Genomic DNA, 19,241 nt, shown 5'->3' on the forward strand with positions numbered 1-19,241 from the left:
TCAGCTCCGCTGCAATTCGGTGAGGAACAGGAGGCCAAGCGCCTGCCCGTACGGCGCCGCGACGTTCGGCAGCGCGTTGTAGAAGGCCAGCGTGTCGCCCATGGGCGTGCCGTCAGAGACATCGGCGAGGATGCCGTCCGGACCGATGCGGGCGAGGATGGCGTCCCGAGCCCGTTCCGCGACGATCCGGGCTTCTGGCGGCAAGAGGCCCTCGCGCAGACCGGCAAGCGCGGCATAGCCGAAGCCTGCGGTGGCGGAGGCCTCCACCGGACCGGAAGGATCGTCGAGCAGGGTGTGGACCATGCCATCGGGGCGCTGGAGGCGGGCGACGGTGGCCATCTGGCTTTGCAGCACGGTTTGCAGGTAGCGGCGCAGGACCGGGTCCTGCGGCGGCGCGATGGTGAAGAGTTCGGGAATGGCGATGGAGACCCAGGCATTGCCCCGCGCCCATCGCGCCCGCGCGAAATGGTGCCGCCCCTCGAAGGTCCAGCCGTGGAAGAACAGCCCGGTCTCGGGATCGGCGAGGAAGCGGATGTGTACGAGGAACTGGTAATGCGCCTCGGCGACGAGGTCATCGCGACCTGACATGCGGCCGGTCTGGGCGAGGAAGAGGACGGCCATGACGAGGGTGTCGTCCCAGAGCTGGCCGGGGCGGCGGCCTTCCTTCACCACATGCTCGAAGCCGTCTTCCTCCGTGCGCGGCAGGTCGTTGACCAGCCAGTCCGCCCAGTCGAGGCAGAGCGCGCGCCAGTCCGCGCGTTCGAGACGTTCGGCAAGGCAGGCGAGGGCGAGCATGGGGGCGGTGGAATTGACCTGCCGGGGCGGCAGACCCCGCGCGATCTGGCGGTCGTACCAGCGCCCGAGCCTGTCGAAGGTGGCTTGGTCGCCCCGGGCTTCGGCCTCGCGGAAGGCGCCGTAGAGGCCGACGCCGACTTCCCAGTCCCATTCGTCGAAAAGGATTTCATCGGTGTCTTGCGCGTCGGCTTCGCCGATGCCCTTGAGCCGGGCGAAACCGAGGGAGAGGCGGGCGATGGCGGTGTCTATCTCGGTCATGGGGTAATGTCCCAGGGCTGAAGCGGATGGTCGTTCCAGGCGACCTGCGGAACGGAAGACAGCGGAGCGAAGGGCAGGGGGCTGCCGTTCTTTGTCGCGGAACCTGAGGCGTCGAGGGTCAGGCCGCAGGCGTCGAGCGACAGGGCGGTCCCGTCGAAGACGGGGATTGTCGTGGACAGTCGCCGGGCGAAGGCCTCCGCGCTTTCCTCCGGCAGGCGCAGCGTGACGCACCAGCCGGTCTGCGCGGCATGTGCCCGCCAGAGCGCCCCGCCGAAGAAGCCCTCCGCCTCGCAGACGAGCGGCGTCGAGCACCAGACGCCGACCTGATCGGCGAAGACATGCCAGTCGCCAGCCCGGGCAGGTGTGCCGAAGGCCTCCGGCGCGGCGAACAGCTGGGCGCAGGGCAGGGCAGTCCAGGGGCGGTCCACGTCGAAGACCATGAGCGCGGTCGGCCCGTCCTGTATGGCGGCGGGAGTGACATGGCTTCCGGCAAGCAGGGAGGGGCGGCGCTCGCCCCAGGCCCGCGCCTCGCCCGGGTGGTTGATCCAGAGCCGGGCGAGCGGATGACAGGCCAGCTGCACGTCGATTACCTGAGCCTGATGGCCCTTGCTGCCGGGGTAATGCGGGCGCACGGTCGAAAGCTGCGCGGCGGCGCTTTTCCAGAGCGTCAGGCGGCCCGCATGGTCGTGGCCCTGGGTATAGGAGGCGCGGAGGGTCTGGCCCTCGGGCGGGGCGGAGAGCTGTGCGAGCCGCTCGGGCGGGGCGTAGTCCGACAGGCAAAGCAGGCCGGTGGCGCGGTCGTAGCCGGTGGAAAACGGCAGGTCCAGAGCCAGCGCCATGACGCTGCCGAGTTCGGTATGCGGCCCGGCGAGCAACTCCTTTTCGTAGCACCGCCCCTGCGATCCGGCGGGCACGCGGCCGGTCGTGTGCAGGGCGGCCATGACGAAGATCGGATCGAGCACGGATTTCGCGCGCGGCCGCAGGTCCGGGGCCATATCGTGCAGGGTCAGCAGGCCGAGCAGGTCGATGGGGTAATAGGCGGCGGAGTTCCACTCGCACAGCCCGTCACGGTCGATGGCGTCGAACCAGCGGTGCAGCCGCGCTGTGGCTCTTGCGGCTTGCTCGCGTCCCGTGAGGCCGGAGTTCGCAAAGGTCTCCTCCGGAAAGAGATCCCCGGCGACCCGCTGCGCGGTGTGGAAACACAGGACGTGATTCTCGGACCAGAACCACATGACATCGTCGCCCGGCTCGTCGAGCCAGTAGCGATAGCCGAGGAAAGCCTCGCGCATCCGTTCGGCAAGGGTTTCGGGCAGGGTATCGCGGTAATCGCGGAAGAGCCGGAGCAACGGCAGGATCGAGAAGTCAGAGCAGTCCCAGCGCGCCTCGATCGTGTCGAGCGCGGCGGAGATGATCCGGTCTCGGCGCTCCGGATCGATGCCTTCGGCGGCGAGGCACAGCGCCACGGAAGGGTCGAAGCCACCCGCATTGGCAATCCGTGCCCGGGCTTTGGCCCGGCGCCCGGACAGGGTGCCGCCGAGCGCTGTGCCCGGGTGCAGAACGGTGGTGCCGAGCTGGCGGCGCAGGCGCGCGCCGCTGACGGTGATTTCGACGGTGATGGAGAGGCAGCCTGGGGGCCTTTTCCCGGCGGGGCCGAGGTCGATGGCGGGCGTCTGCGGTCCGAGATGGGTGTCCGTGACGGGGGTATCCGCCGGGTCCAGTGTCAGCCCGCCGCGGCCGAACGGAAGTGGGCCATGGATGCGGACGGGCAGGGACGCGGCAGGCGGAACATCGGTGACGAGGCGGATTGTGTCGCCGGGTTCATGGAACAGGCGGTCCGTCCTGAGCGCGGCGAGGACCTTGCCGGCGTCCCGCACCGCGTCAGTGTCGAAACCCTCGGGCAGGGCAGTTTCCACATCGCCACTCTCCAGAACCAACGCGAAGAAACAGGTGGTGTCGCGCTCGTGCAGGTCTTCGAGCCGGAGGGTGAGGGTCTGGGTCTCGCCGCTCAGGGTGACGGTGACGGCGCCCGATTGCGGGGTGTTGCGGGTGAACGGCTCGAACGGGGCCAGAGGCTCGCCATCGAGCCACAGCCGCACCCCGCCGCAGGTTGCCACGCGAAACCGCGCCTGCACCCCGGGAGCGCCCCGAATCAGGCAGCGGAAGGCGCGGGTGATCAGGGTGGGCCGGTGACAGAAACGGGAAAAGTCGATTTCCCCGTCCGGCCCCGCCAGCACGAGATCCGGGAATGGCCCGTCCGGACAGGGGATGCGCCGCGCGGGCAGCGACGCCTTCAACGCCTCCCGGCACGGCAGGTCCCCGGTGTTCACCCATCCGTTGACGAATCGGTAATCCACCGTGTCGGGCATCGGGCGGGCCGTGCCGGGGAAGGGGGTTTCCTTCGTCTCGGCCATGGCCCAGCCGGGCACCGCCGCGCCAAGGGCAAGCCTTGTCCAGTCTGTCATCGGGCTGCTCTCCTCCGCCTCGGGCGCAGTATTGACGGCAAGTCGGACGGCTTGCAATGCTGTGCGGGATCGGGGGATGAGGATGGCCAAGGCGCTGCGGGAACGGATTGCGGACCTGCTCGGTCCGGACTGGACAGAGGCGCGTCTGCGCGTGCTGGATCATCGCCCGCACGATTCCGCGTGCCTGCGCGAGGTGCTGTTCGAGACCGCGGACGGAGAGACTGCCCGGGCGCTGCATGCGCCGTCCAGAACCGGCGCGGCGGTGCTGTACTGCCATGCCCACGGCAACAGGTATGACATCGGAATCAGCGAGCTGACGGACGGCAGACCCGCCTTGCCGTCCCCCTATCTGGCGGAGCTCGTAGCGCGGGGGTGGGGCGTGCTCTGCCTTGAAATGCCCTGTTTCGGCAGCCGCTGCACGCCGGGCGAATCGGCGCGGGCAAAGGCGATGCTCTGGCAGGGCCGGACGCTCTTTGGCCGGATGCTGGGCGAGCAGCGGGCGGCGCGGGACTGGCTGGCCGCGCAGCCGGGCGTGGACCCGGACCGGATCGCCGTCATGGGCATCTCCATGGGCGGCACGCTGGCCTGGTGGCTGGCGGCGATGATGCCGGGATTCGCGGCGGCGGTCAGCCTGGCCTGCTTTGCCGATCTCGAAACCCTGGTGGACCTGGGCGCTCATGACGGGCACGGCATCTACATGACGGTGCCGGGGTTGCTGCCGGTCGTGGACAGCGGCACGCTGAGCGGCCTCGCCGCACCGACACCGCTGTTGCATTGCGTCGGATTGCGCGACTGGAGCACCCCCGAGCCCGCGTTCACGCAGGGCCGGACCGCGCTGGAGGCCGCCTACGGAAATGCTGGCGTGCCGGATCGCCTGCGCTTTGTCGTGGAGCCGGACGCCGGGCACGAGGAGACGCCTCTGATGCGGGAAACCTGCCTGTCCTTCCTAGAAGCGGCGCTCGCCGGACCATCGCGGGGGGTCACAAAACTGACGCGACAGAACCCTATGCAAAGCAGTTGACGAATGCCGCGCCTGTCGCCATGGTCGGCACTGATATATTAGTGTGACACTTTCGGGGCGGCGGAGGAGAGTCCGCCCCGGGGTGAGGATAAAACCAAACGGGAGGAAAGCATGACACGACTTCTGAAGAAAGGCGGACTGTCTCGGGCCGCTCTGATCATCGCGGCCTTCGGCGCGGCGACACCGGCGCTGGCGGTCGATCTGGATTTCATGATTTCGGACGTGGACGGCAAGGCGAACATCATTTCCGAGTTCGCCGCGCGCTACAAGGAATCGCATCCGGATGTGAACATCACGCTCAACACGGTGGGTTACAACGTGATCCGCGAGCAGCTGCCGGTGCAGCTCGAGGCCGGAACCGGCCCCGACCTGGCCTTCGTCACCGACCTCGGCGGGATGAATCCCTATTATGTCGACCTGACGCCCTACGTCGATGCGGCGGCCTGGGAGGCGGATTATGGCGCCGTGCTGCCGTGGTATCGCGCGGGCAAGGAAGGCGGCATCTACGGCTTCCACACCGAGATGACGGTGACCGGCCCGTACGTCAACCTGACCATGTTCGAAGAGGCGGGCGTCGACCTGCCTGAGCCGGGCGCGACCTGGGAGGACTGGGCCGAGGCGACCCGGCAGGTGCAGGAGGCCCTTGGCAGCTATGCCGGGATGGTCATGGACCGCTCCGGCCACCGCTTCGCCGGTCCGGCGATGTCCTACGGCGCGAAGTACTTCAACGACGACGGCACGCTGGTCATCGACGAGGGCTACGAAAAATTCGCCCGGATGATGGTGGACTGGCACAAGTCCGGCCTGATGCCGCCCGACGTCTGGCCCGCCGTCTCCGGCGCGAAATACGCCAATGGCAACGAGATGTTCTTCGGCCAGGAAGTGCCGTTCTACATGTCCGGTTCGTGGAACACCGGCAACGTGCAGTCCAACGTCGGCGACAACTTCGACTGGACCGTGGTGCCTGTGCCCTGTGGTCCGGCGGGCTGTGGCGTGATGCCGGGCGGCGCGGGTCTCGTGGCGTTCAAGTCCGGCGACGCGGAGCGGGAAGCCGCCGCGGCGGGGTTCGTGGCCTGGATGGGTGAAACCGAGCAGGCCCGCGAGTGGTACACCCGCACCTATGCGATCCCCGCCAATGCGACGCTGCAGGCCGAAGGGCTTGACTATGCCGGCGCCGGGGCCAGCGAGAACGTGGCCGAGGGCCTGATGGCCTTCACGAAGATGGCCGCCGTGGCCGCCGAGGAAACCCCGCAGGCCTACCAGCTTCAGGGCAGCCCCATCGGCTTCAAGATCTACAACGCCACGGTCGAGTATCTCTCGGCAGCGTTGAACGACGATCTGACCGTCGACGAAGCGCTGGAAAAGATCCGTGAAGCGGTGAAGTAAACCGCCCGGATCGGCGCCGGGCCCGACTGGTCCGGCGCCTCTGCCCTGCACATTCTTGACCCGAACGGAGTAACGCCATGTCACTGGCTGGTAGCCTGATGCTTGGACTCATGCTGGCCTGGGGGCTGGGCGGCACGCTGTGGCTGCTCACGACCCGCCGCTACCGGCTGACACAGGTGGGGCGGTTTGCCATGGACCTGCTCGGGTTTCCGGTCGAACTGGCACAGAGCGTTTTCGGCCGGGGCGGGGTGCCCTATGCGCTGCTGCTGCCGAACATGCTGATCTTCGGCCTGTTCACCTTCGCGCCGATGATCCTGAACTTCTACGTCTCCTTCACCGGCGGCTCCTCGATCGTCCTGTTCGACCGGCCCTGGGTGGGCTTCGAGAAATACGCCGACATTTTCGCCTGCGAGGATTACCTCGTGCCGAAGACCTGCTCCAACGCGGGCTACAACTTCTTTACCGGACTTTACAACACGCTCTGGTTCGTGGTGATCCAGGTGCCGATCCTCTGCGGCGCGGCGCTGCTGACGGCGCTGGTGGTAAACCGGGACATCAAGGGGCGCGGGTTCTGGCGGGCGATGTTCTTCTATCCGGTGATGCTCTCGCCGGTGGTGATTGCCAACATCTGGAACTGGGTCCTGCACCGCAAGGGTGTGCTGAACGCGGGCATGGAAGAGATCAACGGTGCCCTGAACGGGCTGGCCGGGATGGCGGGGTTCGACATGGTGGCCACGGTGATCCTCGCCATAGTGCTGATCGTGGTGACGGAGCGCGCCCTGCGAGCCTCGGACGAACCCTCGACCACATGGACCGCCGTCTTTGCCGTGATCTTCGCGCTGCTGACGCTCTGGTCCAACCCGCTGTCGATGCTGGGCCTCACCGGCAGCGGCTGGATTGGCGCCGGTCTCGGGGTCGCGCTGGTCTGGATCGTGGCCTCGGGCAAGGCCATCGCCCGCCCCGCGATCTTCGCCCTGGCCGCCCTGGCCGCCGTCATGCTCCTGACGATCCAGTTCTCCACCGTCTTCGACATGGGCCGCTACCGCCCGAACAACTGGCTGGTCACGCCCAACACCGGATGGCCCTTCTTCTGGCTGGTCTTCGTCTTCTGCTGGAGCCACATGGGTTTCTACATGCTGATCCTGCTGGCGGGGCTGCAGGCCATTCCGCGCGATCTCTACGAGGCCGCGAAGATGGACTCGACGCGGCCGCTCCGCGCCTTCACCCGCATCACCCTGCCACTGATCATGCCGACGCTCACCGTGGTGATCGTGCTGTCGCTGATCCGCAGCTTCCAGATCTTCGACGAGGTCTACCTGCTGACCGGCGGCGGGCCGGGTCGCGAGACCTACATGATCGTGCAGAACATCTACGAGGTCGCCTTTGCCAGTTCCGGCTCGCAGCCCGATTACGGTCAGGCGGCGGCGGGCTCGGTGCTGATGGCCTTCATCATCGCTTTCTTCACCTTCTTCCAGCTCTGGCTGACCCGCCGCCAATCGGAGCTTTGACATGAGCCGTCTTGCCACCTTCCTCACCCGCACCGCCGGCAGCCCCGACAAGGCCGATCGTTTCGGCATCACCGATTTCCTCGCCTATGCCTATCTCGCGCTTGGCGTGCTGATCGTTCTGGTGCCCGTTGCCTGGACTTTCTTCACCTCGATCAAGCCGGAACGGGCGGTGGACAACTTCGACACCCGCATCCTGCCGTATGATCAGATCAGCGCGGAGATCCCCGGGGAGGGCGCAAAGGATCTTTGGGTCTACACGGACGAGGACGGCAAGGAGACGCTGGTCTTCAAGGCCGGGCCGACGCGCAAGGAAACCGATGTCGCGAGACCGGACGCGCCGCAGGATGTCTTCACCGTGCCCCGGGACACCCTGACCCCGCATGAGGAGATCCGCGTTGCGGTGGAGAATTACCTCGACCCGGTGCTGAAACGGAACGGGCAGGAGAATTTCAACTTCTTCACCTACCTGTTCAACTCCGTCTTCGTCACGGTGGTGGCGACGCTGCTGACGCTGCTGATCAACGCAATGGCGGGCTTTGCCCTGTCGAAATACCGCTTCCGGGGGCGGCTGACCTTTACCATCCTGATCGTGGCGACGCTGCTGATCCCCGCCTCCATCATCCTCGTCTCGCTGTTCTTCGTGGTCTGGTCCTTCGGCATCTTCGGCTCGCTCTGGGGCGTGATCATCCCCGCCGCCGCCACGCCCACCGGCGTGTTCCTGCTGCGTCAGTACATGCTGACCATCCCGGACGAGCTGCTCGAAGCGGCGCGGATGGATGCGGCTTCCGAATGGCGCATCTTCTGGCGCATCATCATTCCGCTGTCACTGCCCGCGCTCAGCGTGCTCGCCATCCTCAGCGTGATCTGGCGCTGGAACGATTTCCTCTGGCCGCTGATCGTGCTGATCTCCGACCCGAACGCCCACACGCTGCAACTGGGCCTCACCCAGTTCGCGGGCGAGTTCAACACCGACTTCCACTACATCCTTGCCATGACCGTGGTGACCTTGCTGCCGATCACTTTGGTGTTCGTCTGGCTGCAACGTTTCATCACCACCGGCATCGCGACAACGGGGCTGAAATGACCGAGACTTCGAACGCGCTGGAACTGCGCCAGATCCGCAAATCCTTTGGCGCAGTGAACGTGATCCACGGCATCGACCTCGACATTCCCGAGGGCGAGTTCGTGGTCTTCGTCGGCCCGTCCGGCTGCGGCAAGTCCACGCTCCTGCGGCTCATTGCGGGCCTCGACGATCCGACGTCCGGGGACATCCTGCTGCAGGGCAAGCGGGTGAACTCGGTGCCGGCGTCCGAGCGCGGGCTGAGCATGGTATTCCAGAGCTACGCGCTTTACCCGCACATGTCCGTCCGGGCGAACCTCAGTTTCGGGCTCGAGAACATCAACATGCCGAAGGCGCAGATTGCCAAGCGGGTGGATGATGCGGCGAAGCTCCTGCAGATCGACCAGCTTCTGGAGCGCCGCCCGGGGCAGCTGTCGGGCGGGCAGCGCCAGCGCGTCGCCATTGGCCGGGCCATCGTGCGCGAGCCGATCATCTTCCTGTTCGACGAGCCTCTCTCGAACCTCGACGCCGAATTGCGCCTGCAGATGCGGGTGGAGATTTCCAACCTGCACGCGCAACTGGGCAACACGATGATCTACGTCACCCACGACCAGGTGGAAGCCATGACGATGGCCGACCGTATCGTGGTCCTGCGCGGCGGGCGGATCGAGCAGGTCGGACGTCCGCTCGACCTCTACAATCACCCGGCGAACAAGTTCGTCGCCGGGTTCATCGGCGCGCCGCAGATGAACTTCCTGAACGGCAGGCTGGACGGCAAGGTGCTGAAACTCGACTGCGGCATGGTGCGCGACGTGCCGGTGGTGTCGCCGGGTGCAGGGGATGCGGTGACGCTCGGCATCCGGCCGGAGGCGATCGGGGTCTCGCTGGACGGGCATGGCGACGAGCAGATCACCGTGCAGAACTACGAACAGCTGGGTGCGGTGACCTATATCTATGGCGCCTTCGCCAATGGCGAGACCCTGACCGTGCAACAGCCCCGGCAGATCCCGCTGAAACGCGGGCAAACGATCGGTGTGACCTTCCACACCGACAGTTTCCACATCTTCGGCCCCGACGAAGTGGCGATGGAGATGACGGCATGAAGTGCGCCCTGATCGGCCTCGGCATGGTCTCGAAGACCTATGGCGATGCGTTGGCGAACAGTGACATCGACCTTGCGTTGGTGCATGCGCGTTCGGCCAAGAGCCGCAAGGCGTTCCTTGAGACATGGCCGACCCTTGGTGCCGCCGAGGCGGAGAGTGTCGAGGCTGTCGCGGCCTCTGACGTGGATTTCGTCATTCTTACAACGCCGCCGAACGCCCGTGCGGAGATCGTCGACACGCTCAGCGCGGCGGGCAAGCCGATCCTGATGGAAAAGCCGGTGGAGCGGACGGTCTCGCAGGCCACGGCCTTGGTCGAGATGTGCGAGGCGCGGGGTGTGCCGCTTGGCATCGTGCTGCAACACCGGGCGCGGCCCGTGGTCGCCGACCTGCGGCGCGTGATGACCGAGCTCGGCCGTCTCCGCGCCGCCGAGGTCAATGTTCCGTGGTGGCGGCCGCAGGCCTATTACAACGAACCGGGGCGCGGCACCTATGCCCGTGACGGCGGCGGGGTGATGATCTCGCAGGCGATCCACACGCTCGACCTGATGTTGTCTCTAACCGGCCCGGTGTCGGCTGTGACTGCCATGGCCGCGACCACGCGGTTTCACGAGATGGAAGCGGAGGATTTCGTTTGCGCCGGCCTGCGGTTCCAGAATGGCGCGGTGGGGCAACTCTTTGCCACCACGGCCAGCTTCCCGGGACGGGGCGAGACCATCACGCTGCACTTCGAACATGGCTCCGCGCATCTCGAAGCCGGGGAGTTGCGGCTGTCGTGGCAGGACGGGCGGTCCGAGACCCTCGGCGCGGCGGCCACCTCCGGCGCGGGCGCGGACCCGATGGCCTTCACTTCCGACTGGCACCGTTTCGTCATCGAGGATTTCGCCACGAGCCTGCGCGACGCCCGCCCGCCGCTGATCCCCGGGCGCGCGGCGCTGGACGTGCACCGGCTCATCGACACGCTGGAACGTTCGGCGCGGTCGGAGCAGACGATCAGACTGTAAGCACCACACAGCCCCGGGCCTGCCCCGGAGCCTCACCGGAATCCCATGAGCTCCCGGGGCAAGCCCGGGACGCGACACAACACGAGAGACCCCATGCCCTTCAAACTCGGCGTCCTTGGCATCGACCATGGCCACATCTTCGGAATGCTCGGCAACATGACCGCGCAGGGCTGCACCTGCACGCACTACTGGACCGACGGTCCCGCCGTCACCGAAGCCAAGTTCAACGAAACCTTCCCGCATCTCGAAAAGGTCCCGGACCGGCGGGCCATCCTCGACGATCCGGCGGTCACGATGGTTCTGATCTCCGCAGTCCCCGCTGACCGGGCCGCGCTGGCCATCGAGGCGATGGAGGCGGGCAAGGACGTGATGGTGGACAAGCCCGGCTGCACCACGCTGGAGCAGCTCGAGGCGATCAAGGCCTGTCAGGCCCGCACCGGCCGCATCTGGTCCGTCAACTTCTCCGAACGCTTCGAGGTCCGCTCGACCACCCGCGCCTCCGAATTGGTCGCCGAGGGCGCGATTGGCCGCGTCGTGCAGGTCGTCACCCTCGCTCCGCACAAGCAGAACCTCAAGACGCGCCCCGACTGGTACTTCAAGCGCGAGCGCTATGGCGGCATCCTCACCGACATCGGCAGCCATCAGGTGGACCAGTTCCTGCATTTCACCGGCTCCACGGAGGTCACGGTCGGCCATGCGCTGGTGGAGAACACCACCATGCCCGAACACCCCGGTTTCCAGGATTTCGGCGAGATGACCCTCGTGGGCGACAAGGGCCATGGCTACCTGCGGCTCGACTGGTTCACCCCGAACGGTCTGCCCACATGGGGTGACGGACGGCTGTTCCTGCTCGGCACCGAGGGCACCATCGAATGCCGCAAGTACACCGACATCGGACAACCGCACCGCACCGACAACCTCTACCTCGTGAACGGCACCGAAAACCGGCATATCGACTGCTCCGACGCCGATCTGCCGTATTTCCCGCGCCTCGTCGCGGACGTGCAGGACCGCACCGAAACCGCCGCGCCGCAGGCGCACACCTTCCGCACCATGCACATCGCCATCTCCGCGCAAATGAAAGCCGAAGCCAAATGACCAGAACCGTTGTCATCGTCGGCGCCGGGATCGGCGAACAGCATATGGCGGGCTTTGCCGCCCTGCCGGAGCTGTTCACGGTCAAGGCGATCTGCGACCTCAATGAAACCCGCGCCAAGGGCGTTGCGGACAAGTACCCCGGCGTCGGCGTCACCGCCGATTTCACCGCCGTTCTCGAAGACCCGGAGGTCGACATCGTCGACATCTGCCTGCCCCCGCACCTGCATTTCAAGACCTGCATGGCGGCGTTGGAAGCGGGCAAGATCGTGGTCTGCGAAAAGCCCATGGTCTCCTCGCTGGCCGAAGCCGATGCGCTGGCGGCGAAGGTTGCAGAGACCGGCGGGTTCCTCTCGCCGGTGTTCCAGTACCGCTACGGCCTCGGCACCGCGCAGCTGCACGCGCTGATCGAGGCGGGGCTGGCCGGGCGCTGTTATGCCGGGTCGCTGGAAACCCATTGGGACCGCGACGCCGCCTATTACGCGGTGGACTGGCGCGGCACATGGGCGGGCGAGCAGGGCGGGGCGCTGCTCGGCCACGCCATCCACATCCACGACCTGCTGCCTTCGGTGCTCGGCCCCGTCGCCCGGGTCCATGCGGAGCTTGCCACGCGGGTTAACGAGATCGAGGTCGAGGATTGCGCCGCGTTGTCGATCCGCATGGAGTCGGGCGCGGTCATCACCTCGTCGGTGACGCTCGGCTGCGCCGGGAACATCAGCCGGTTGCGCCTGATGTTCGAGGGTTTCACGGTGGAATCCTCCCACGCCCCCTATGCGCCCGCAGAGAAAGGTTGGACCTTCACCGCCCGTGCGCCCCGGCAACAGGCGGAGATCGACGCGGTTCTGGCACAGGTTCAATCGGCGAAGACCGGCTACGCGGGCATGTTCGAGGCGCTCTCGGACGCGCTCGACGGCACGCCGGGCCGCGAGGTGACCCTCGTCGACGGTCGCCGCAGCCTTGAGTTCGTCACCGCCTGCTATCACTCGGGCCGCACGGGAATGCCGGTGGTTCTGCCGATCAGCGCGGAGCATCCTCTGTACCAGAGCTGGATGCCGTAAGCACTCTGCCTGCAAATTGGTCGACTATGGCCGCAAACCGCCCGGCGCTGGCGCACGGGCGGTGAACCCGTTGGCGCAGCTTTGGAAGACCGCGTAGCGTTGTCCGGCAACGACCGGGGAGGCCAGCCATGCCCGGGGTCATTCTGATGAACCCGAACAGCAATGCCGCGACGACCGACGCCATGGTCGCCATCGCGTCGCAGATCCTTCCGGATGTCACCGGATGGACCGCACCGGGGGGACCGGGGATGATCACCGGGCCGGACGCGTTGGATGCGGCGGCGCGGCTCATCGGTCAGGCAGAACTGCCGCCCGCCGACGGCGTGATCGTGTCGGCCTTCGGCGATCCGGGGCGGGCTGAGCTGGCGCGGCGGCTTGTATGCCCCGTCGTCGGCATAGGCGAGGCGGCCGCGCAGGAGGCGGCGGCCTTTGGCGCCTTCGCCGTGGCCACCACCACGCCGGGCCTCCAGAGCCGTATCGACGCGTTGATGACGGAACGAGCGGGTGCGGCGCGGTACGTCGGCTGCGTGCTGACGGCGGGCGATCCGCTGGACCTCATGCGGGATGCCGCCGCGCTGGACGCCGCGCTGATGGATGCGACGCTGCGGGCTGCACAGGCCGGTGCTCAGGCGGTGATCGTCGGGGGCGGGCCACTTGGCGAGGCGGCGGACCGGCTCTCGCCGCATGCACCCGTGCCCCTGATTGCGCCGATCCGGGCCGCGGCGCGGATGATGGCGGCGCGGCTCGGCCAGTCCGGAAAAACCTGAGTTGACGATGCCGCTTTATGCGGCAGTGCAGCATCAATCTGCCGAATTCCTGTGCATCACCGCCGAATGCAGTGAGCGGTAACGCCCTCTGACACGTTTCCTCGCTGGCCAGTGCGAAATCACCCTTGTCACCCTCTTGTCATGGTCGCCCCCCGACGGGCTGCCCCGACAAACGAACCCGCGCGGCCAAGCGCGGACATGACAGAGAGGAACAGACAATGAGACTATCCCGGAGCGTCAGCGCTCTTGCCACCGCCGTGGCGCTGTTCTGCGGCACCCTCGCGCAGGCCGAAGGCACGCTGCGGGTCGGCATGACCGCCGCCGACATTCCCCTTACCACCGGCCAGACCGACCAGGGCGGCGAAGGCATGCGTTTCATGGGCTACACGGTCTACGACTCGCTGATCGAGTGGGACCTGACAAGCGCCGACAAGCCCTCCGTGCTGATCCCCGGCCTTGCGACCGAATGGTCGGTGGGCGAGGACCAGCTGACCTGGACGCTGAAGCTGCGCGAGGGCGTGACCTTCCACGACGGCTCGCCCTTCACCGCCGAGGTGGCGGTCTGGAACTTCGACAAGCTGCTGGTGGACACCTCCGAGCAATACGATTCGCGGCAGGCGGCGCAGGGCAAGTCGCGCATTCCCGCCGTGGCCTCCTACAGGGCCATCGACGATCTGACGCTGGAGATCACGACGAAGACACCGGACGCGACGCTGCCTTATCAGCTGGCGTGGATCCTGATGTCGTCCAAGGCGAACTGGGAGGCGATGGACAAGGACTGGGAGAAGGTCGCGGCCTCACCCTCGGGCACCGGCCCCTGGAAGCTGGAAACCTTCGTGCCGCGCGAACGCGCCGTTCTGGTGCCCAACCCGGACTACTGGGACGAGACGCGCATCCCGCAGCTTGACGAGATGGTGCTGATCCCGCTGCCCGAGCCGAACGCCCGTTCCGCCGCGCTGATGTCAGGGCAGGTGGACTGGATCGAGGCGCCCGCGCCGGACACCATCCCGGCGATGGAGGGCAACGGCTTCGTCATCTCCTCGAACGCCTATCCGCACAACTGGACCTGGCACCTGTCGCGGCTCGAAGGGTCGCCCTGGAATGACATCCGGGTGCGCAAGGCCGCGAACATGGCAATCGACCGCGAGAGCATGATGCCGCTGCTCGGCGGGCTGATGGTCCCGGCGAAGGGCTTCCTGCCGCCGTCCTCGCAGTGGTTCGGCAATCCGGAGTTCGACCCCTCCTACAACCTCGACGCGGCCAAGGCGCTGATGGAAGAGGCGGGCTACGGCCCGGACAACCGTCTGACGGTGAAGGCGCTGATCTCGCCGTCGGGGTCGGGCCAGATGCTGCCGCTGCCGATGAACGAATTCGTGCAGCAGAGCCTCGCCGAGGTCTGGATCGACGTCGAGTTCATGGTCGTCGAGTGGAACCAGATGATCAACCTGTGGCGCGCCGGTGCCGCCGATCCGGCGGTCGAGGGCAGCCAGTCGATCAACTTCACCTACTTCATCCAGGACCCGTTCACCGGGCTGATCCGGCACCTCGACTGCAACCTGATCGCGCCCAACGGTACCAACTGGGGCCACTACTGCGACGAGGAGATGCAGGGGCTGTTCGACAAGATCAAGACCACCTTCGATCCCGTCGAACAGGACGCGGTGCTGAAGGCGACGCATGAGAAATACGTCAACGATGCGCTGTTCCTCTTCGTCACGCATGACGTGGCACCGCGGGCGATGTCCCCAAAGGTGAAGGGCTTCGTGCAGGCGCAGAACTGGTACCAGAACTTCTCCTCCATCACCATGGAATGAGGCTTCCCACCCCCGCCCGACCCAAGCGGGCGGGGGCTTTTCCCTGAAAGAACAAGACTGTGCTGACTTACCTGATCCGACGCCTGATCCTCGTCCTTCCCGTGGCCTTTGGCGTCTCCGTCATCTGTTTCATGCTGGTGCAGATTGCGCCGGGCGATCCCCTGACGGCCATCATGCCGGTGGACGCCACCGCCGAGGAACAGGCGGAGATGCGCGCCGCCTATGGCCTCGACAAGCCGCTGCCCGTGCAATACGCGATCTGGATCGGCAACCTGGTGCAGGGCGACATGGGCAAGTCCATCGCCACCGGGCGGCCCGTCGCGGGCGAGGTTTTCGGCGCGGTGCAGAACTCGCTGCTGCTGGCGCTGACCGCCGCGCTCATTGCCTTTCCCATCGGCATCTTCCTCGGTTTCCTCGCGGGGTATTTCCGCGACACCTGGATCGACCGGGCCGTCACGGCGATCTCCATCGCGGGGGTGTCGGTGCCGAATTACTGGCTCGGAATCGTCCTCGTCATCATCTTCTCCGTCAACCTCGGCTGGCTGCCCTCCATGGGCGCGGGGCCGGGGGGCTCGTCCGAATGGGAATGGAACTGGGCGCACATGCGTCACCTGATCCTGCCCGCCGTCACTCTGGCCGTGGTGCCCATCGGCATCGTCTCGCGCACGGTGCGGGCGCTGGCGGGAGACATCCTGACGATGGATTTCGTCATGGCGCTCTACGCCAAGGGCATGAGCCGTGCCGATGTGCTGCGTCACGTCGCCCGCAACGCCGCCGCCACCGCGCTGTCGGTCATGGGGCTGCAACTGGGCTACCTGCTCGGCGGGTCGATCCTGATCGAGACGGTGTTCAACTGGCCCGGCTCAGGCTTCCTGTTGTCCAACGCCATCTTCCAGCGCGACCTGCCGCTGTTGCAGGGCACCATTCTCGTGCTGGCGCTGTTCTTCGTGGCAATGAACCTGATCGTCGACGTGGTGCAGGCCGCCATCGACCCCCGCATTCAAAGGACCTGACCCATGGCCCTTTCCGAGACTCTCGCCGTCGAACCCGCCCCGGTGGCCAAGCCGCAGGGCTATTGGGCCGGCGTCGGTGCGCGGCTCATGCGCGACCCGCTGACGATGCTCTGCGCCGGGGTGGTGCTCGCGCTGATCCTCGCCGCGATCTTCGCGCCGTGGCTCGGGCTTGCCGATCCCTACAAGGGGTCGATGATCGCCCGCCTGAAGCCTTTGGGGACCGAAGGCCACCCGCTCGGCACGGACGAGCAGGGCCGGGACATGCTGGCCCGATTGATCTACGGCGGGCGGCTGACGCTGTTCATCGGGTTGATGCCGGTGGTCTTCGCCTTCTTCATCGGCTCCGCCCTCGGGATCGTTGCCGGCTATGTCGGCGGCATGACCAACACCATCATCATGCGCACGGTGGATGTGTTCTTTGCCTTCCCCTCCGTTCTGCTGGCCATCGCCATTTCCGGGGCGCTGGGGGCGGGCATACTGAACAGCCTCGTCTCGCTGACCATCGTCTTCGTCCCGCCGATCACCCGCGTCGCCGAAGCCGTCACCTCCGGTGTCCGGGCGCTTGACTACATCGACGCCGCCCGCGCCACCGGGGCCAGCGCCTGGACGGTGATCCGGGTGCATGTCATCGGCAACGTGCTCTCGCCGATCTTCGTCTATGCCAGCTCGCTGACCAGCGTGTGCATGATCCTTGCCGCCGGCCTGTCGTTTCTTGGCATCGGCGTGCGCCCACCGGAACCGGAGTGGGGGCTGATGCTCAACACCCTGCGCTCGGCGATCTACGTCAACCCGTGGCTCTCGGCGCTGCCGGGGGTGATGATCTTCATCACCTCGTTGTGCCTGAACCTGCTGAGCGACGGCCTGAGGAGTGCCATGAATGTCCGCGACTGAATACGCCCCTACGAAGGATACGGGCGGCCCGGCCCAGCCGCTGCTGATCGTGAAGGACCTGCAAAAGCACTTCCCGGTGCGGGGCGGTCTGCTGGGCCGCACGCAGGCGAAAGTGCAGGCGGTCGATGGAGTCTCGTTCGAGGTGAAGAAGGGCGAGACCCTCGGCATCGTCGGCGAGAGCGGCTGCGGCAAGTCCACGACTGCAAAGCTGCTCATCGGCCTGACCGAGAAGGACAAGGGCGACATTATCTTCGACGGGTTGCCGCTCGGCCGGGCCCTGCCGCTGAAAGAGTTGCGCAAGGGCGTGCAGATGGTCTTTCAGGACAGCTATGCCACGCTGAACCCCCGCCTGACCATTCTCGACTCCGTGGCCTTCGGAGCCAGGGTGCAGGGGCTGGGTGATCCGCAGGGGCTGGCGCGGAAGATGATGGACCGCGTCGGGCTCGACCCGGACCGCTTTGCCCACCGCTATCCGCACGAACTCTCCGGCGGTCAGCGGCAGCGGGTGAACATCGCCCGGGCGCTGGCCATGTCGCCGCGCCTCGTGGTGCTGGACGAAGCCGTTTCGGCGCTCGACAAGTCGGTTGAGGCGCAGGTGCTGAACCTGCTGTCGGACCTGCGCGACGAGTTCGGCCTGACCTACATCTTCATCAGCCACGACCTCAACGTCGTGCGCTATATCTCCGACCGCATCCTGGTCATGTACCTTGGCGAGGTGGTGGAGGTGGCGCCGGTGGACAGCATCTGGCAGAGCCAGGCGCATCCCTACACGCGCTCCCTGTTCGGGGCGATGCCTTCCATGGACCCGGAAAACCGCACGATGGAGCCGCCGCTGACCGGCGATCCGCCCAACCCGATCAACCCGCCGTCCGGCTGCCGTTTTCATACCCGCTGCCGCTTTGCCTCCGAGATCTGCAAGAGCAAGGCACCACGCCTCGCGGGGCTGGCGGCCAATGCCGCGCACAGGGTTGCCTGTCACCTGCACGACACGGGGTCTGGCCATCCGAGGGCCGGGCAGGGGGTGCCGGAATGACCAACCTGCTCGACATCCGCAACCTGACGGTCCGCTTCACCGGCAAGCGCACGGTGCATGCGATCAACGATGTTTCGCTCACCATGCAGCAGGGCGAGACGCTGGCGCTGCTCGGTGAGAGTGGCTCCGGCAAATCGGTGACGCTGAAGGCCTTGCTGGGCCTGCTGCCGCCGAAGCGCACGCAGATCGAAGGGTCGATCCACATGGGCGGCACCGACGTGCTGTCGCTCTCCGGCAAGGCGCTGCAACGCTACCGGGGCGGCGATGTGTCGATGGTGTTCCAGGAACCGGCGTTGGCGCTGGACCCGGTTTACACCGTGGGCCACCAGATCGCCGAGGCAGTGATGCGGCACAAGGGGGTCTCGAAGGCCGATGCGCTCTCGACCGCGCTCGACATGCTCGACCGGGTGCGCATCCCCTCGGCCAACCGCCGGTTGCACAATTATCCGCACGAACTCTCCGGCGGAATGCGGCAGCGGGTGATGATCGCGCTGGCGCTGGCCTGCCGCCCCCGGCTCTTGCTGGCGGACGAGCCGACCACGGCGCTCGACGCCACGGTGCAGATCCAGATCCTGCTGCTCCTGCGCGAGTTGCAGAAAGAGTTTGGGATGGGGGTGATCTTCGTCACCCATGACATCGGCGTGGCGGTGGAAATCTCCGAACGCGTCGCGGTCATGTACGCCGGGCAGATCGTCGAGGAGGGCACCACGCGGGAGATCATCCGCGACGGGATGCACCCCTATACGCAAGGGCTTCTGGCGGCCAACCTGCATGATGTGGAGCGCGGAACCCGGCTCAACGCCATCCCCGGTGCGCCGCCCGCGCTGGAGGTGAAACCGGATGCCTGCTCCTTTGCCCCGCGCTGTGCCAGGGTAACCGAAGCCTGCCGCGGGGGGCTGCCGCCGATGCGCGAACCCTGGGCGCGGCGCCGCGTCGCCTGCCTGCACGCGGAAACCCCGATTGCCGCCGAATGAGG

16 protein-coding genes are annotated in these 19,241 nt (G+C 66.7%); 14 read left to right on the forward strand and 2 right to left on the reverse strand.

Features of this window, described 5'->3' with window-relative positions; translation table 11 throughout:
• Nucleotides 1-1,053: a glycoside hydrolase family 88/105 protein gene (locus ACP159_RS21855; RefSeq protein ID WP_425101848.1), complete on the reverse strand. Its 1,053-nt coding sequence runs from the start codon at nucleotides 1,051-1,053 to the stop codon at nucleotides 1-3.
• Complete coding sequence (locus tag ACP159_RS21860) at nucleotides 1,050-3,515, reverse strand: hypothetical protein (RefSeq protein ID WP_425101849.1); 2,466 nt, start codon at nucleotides 3,513-3,515, stop codon at nucleotides 1,050-1,052. Before ACP159_RS21860 ends, ACP159_RS21855 begins: the two co-directional genes overlap by 4 nt.
• Nucleotides 3,516-3,597: 82 nt before the next feature.
• Between ACP159_RS21860 and ACP159_RS21865 the strand changes: the two genes are divergently transcribed.
• From ACP159_RS21865 to ACP159_RS21930, 14 genes are all read left to right on the forward strand, one after another.
• A complete protein-coding gene (locus ACP159_RS21865) occupies nucleotides 3,598-4,536 on the forward strand; it encodes an alpha/beta hydrolase family protein (protein WP_425101850.1) in 939 nt (312 codons plus the stop codon).
• Between the two features lie 111 nt (nucleotides 4,537-4,647).
• Entirely contained in the window at nucleotides 4,648-5,922 is a 1,275-nt protein-coding gene (locus tag ACP159_RS21870; RefSeq protein WP_425101851.1) for an ABC transporter substrate-binding protein, read from the forward strand.
• Nucleotides 5,923-5,999: 77 nt separating this feature from the next.
• Nucleotides 6,000-7,430, forward strand: coding sequence for a carbohydrate ABC transporter permease (locus ACP159_RS21875; protein WP_425101852.1), 1,431 nt, complete (start codon nucleotides 6,000-6,002; stop codon nucleotides 7,428-7,430).
• Nucleotide 7,431: 1 nt separating this feature from the next.
• A complete protein-coding gene (locus tag ACP159_RS21880) occupies nucleotides 7,432-8,514 on the forward strand; it encodes a carbohydrate ABC transporter permease (RefSeq protein WP_425101853.1) in 1,083 nt (360 codons plus the stop codon).
• Nucleotides 8,511-9,593 carry an ABC transporter ATP-binding protein gene (locus ACP159_RS21885; protein WP_425101854.1) on the forward strand — a complete coding sequence of 361 codons (1,083 nt, stop codon included), beginning with the start codon at nucleotides 8,511-8,513 and terminating at the stop codon, nucleotides 9,591-9,593. Before ACP159_RS21880 ends, ACP159_RS21885 begins: the two co-directional genes overlap by 4 nt.
• Nucleotides 9,590-10,594 (forward strand): Gfo/Idh/MocA family protein, encoded by a 1,005-nt coding sequence (locus tag ACP159_RS21890; protein WP_425101855.1) that lies wholly within the window; start codon nucleotides 9,590-9,592, stop codon nucleotides 10,592-10,594. Before ACP159_RS21885 ends, ACP159_RS21890 begins: the two co-directional genes overlap by 4 nt.
• A 93-nt stretch (nucleotides 10,595-10,687) precedes the next feature.
• A complete protein-coding gene (locus tag ACP159_RS21895; RefSeq protein WP_425101856.1) occupies nucleotides 10,688-11,692 on the forward strand; it encodes a Gfo/Idh/MocA family protein in 1,005 nt (334 codons plus the stop codon).
• The gene (locus ACP159_RS21900; protein ID WP_425101857.1) at nucleotides 11,689-12,747 is read left to right on the forward strand and encodes a Gfo/Idh/MocA family protein; all 1,059 of its coding nucleotides are present in this window, start codon (nucleotides 11,689-11,691) and stop codon (nucleotides 12,745-12,747) included. The genes ACP159_RS21895 and ACP159_RS21900 overlap by 4 nt, the downstream gene beginning before the upstream one ends.
• A 128-nt stretch (nucleotides 12,748-12,875) precedes the next feature.
• Nucleotides 12,876-13,514: an aspartate/glutamate racemase family protein gene (locus ACP159_RS21905; protein WP_425101858.1), complete on the forward strand. Its 639-nt coding sequence runs from the start codon at nucleotides 12,876-12,878 to the stop codon at nucleotides 13,512-13,514.
• Nucleotides 13,515-13,732: 218 nt separating this feature from the next.
• On the forward strand, nucleotides 13,733-15,328 hold the full coding sequence (locus tag ACP159_RS21910; RefSeq protein WP_425101859.1) for an ABC transporter substrate-binding protein: 1,596 nt from the start codon (nucleotides 13,733-13,735) through the stop codon (nucleotides 15,326-15,328).
• 59 nt (nucleotides 15,329-15,387) lie between these two features.
• On the forward strand, nucleotides 15,388-16,341 hold the full coding sequence (locus tag ACP159_RS21915; RefSeq protein ID WP_425101860.1) for an ABC transporter permease: 954 nt from the start codon (nucleotides 15,388-15,390) through the stop codon (nucleotides 16,339-16,341).
• A gap of 3 nt (nucleotides 16,342-16,344) precedes the next feature.
• On the forward strand, nucleotides 16,345-17,232 hold the full coding sequence (locus ACP159_RS21920; protein ID WP_425101861.1) for an ABC transporter permease: 888 nt from the start codon (nucleotides 16,345-16,347) through the stop codon (nucleotides 17,230-17,232).
• On the forward strand, nucleotides 17,219-18,265 hold the full coding sequence (locus ACP159_RS21925) for an ABC transporter ATP-binding protein (protein WP_425101862.1): 1,047 nt from the start codon (nucleotides 17,219-17,221) through the stop codon (nucleotides 18,263-18,265). Before ACP159_RS21920 ends, ACP159_RS21925 begins: the two co-directional genes overlap by 14 nt.
• Nucleotides 18,262-19,239, forward strand: a complete 978-nt coding sequence (locus ACP159_RS21930) for an ABC transporter ATP-binding protein (RefSeq protein WP_425101863.1) — start codon at nucleotides 18,262-18,264, stop codon at nucleotides 19,237-19,239. The genes ACP159_RS21925 and ACP159_RS21930 overlap by 4 nt, the downstream gene beginning before the upstream one ends.
• Nucleotides 19,240-19,241 lie beyond the last annotated feature (2 nt).

The organism is Tropicibacter sp. S64 (genome assembly GCF_049803835.1).
Taxonomy (GTDB): Bacteria; Pseudomonadota; Alphaproteobacteria; order Rhodobacterales; family Rhodobacteraceae; genus Pacificoceanicola.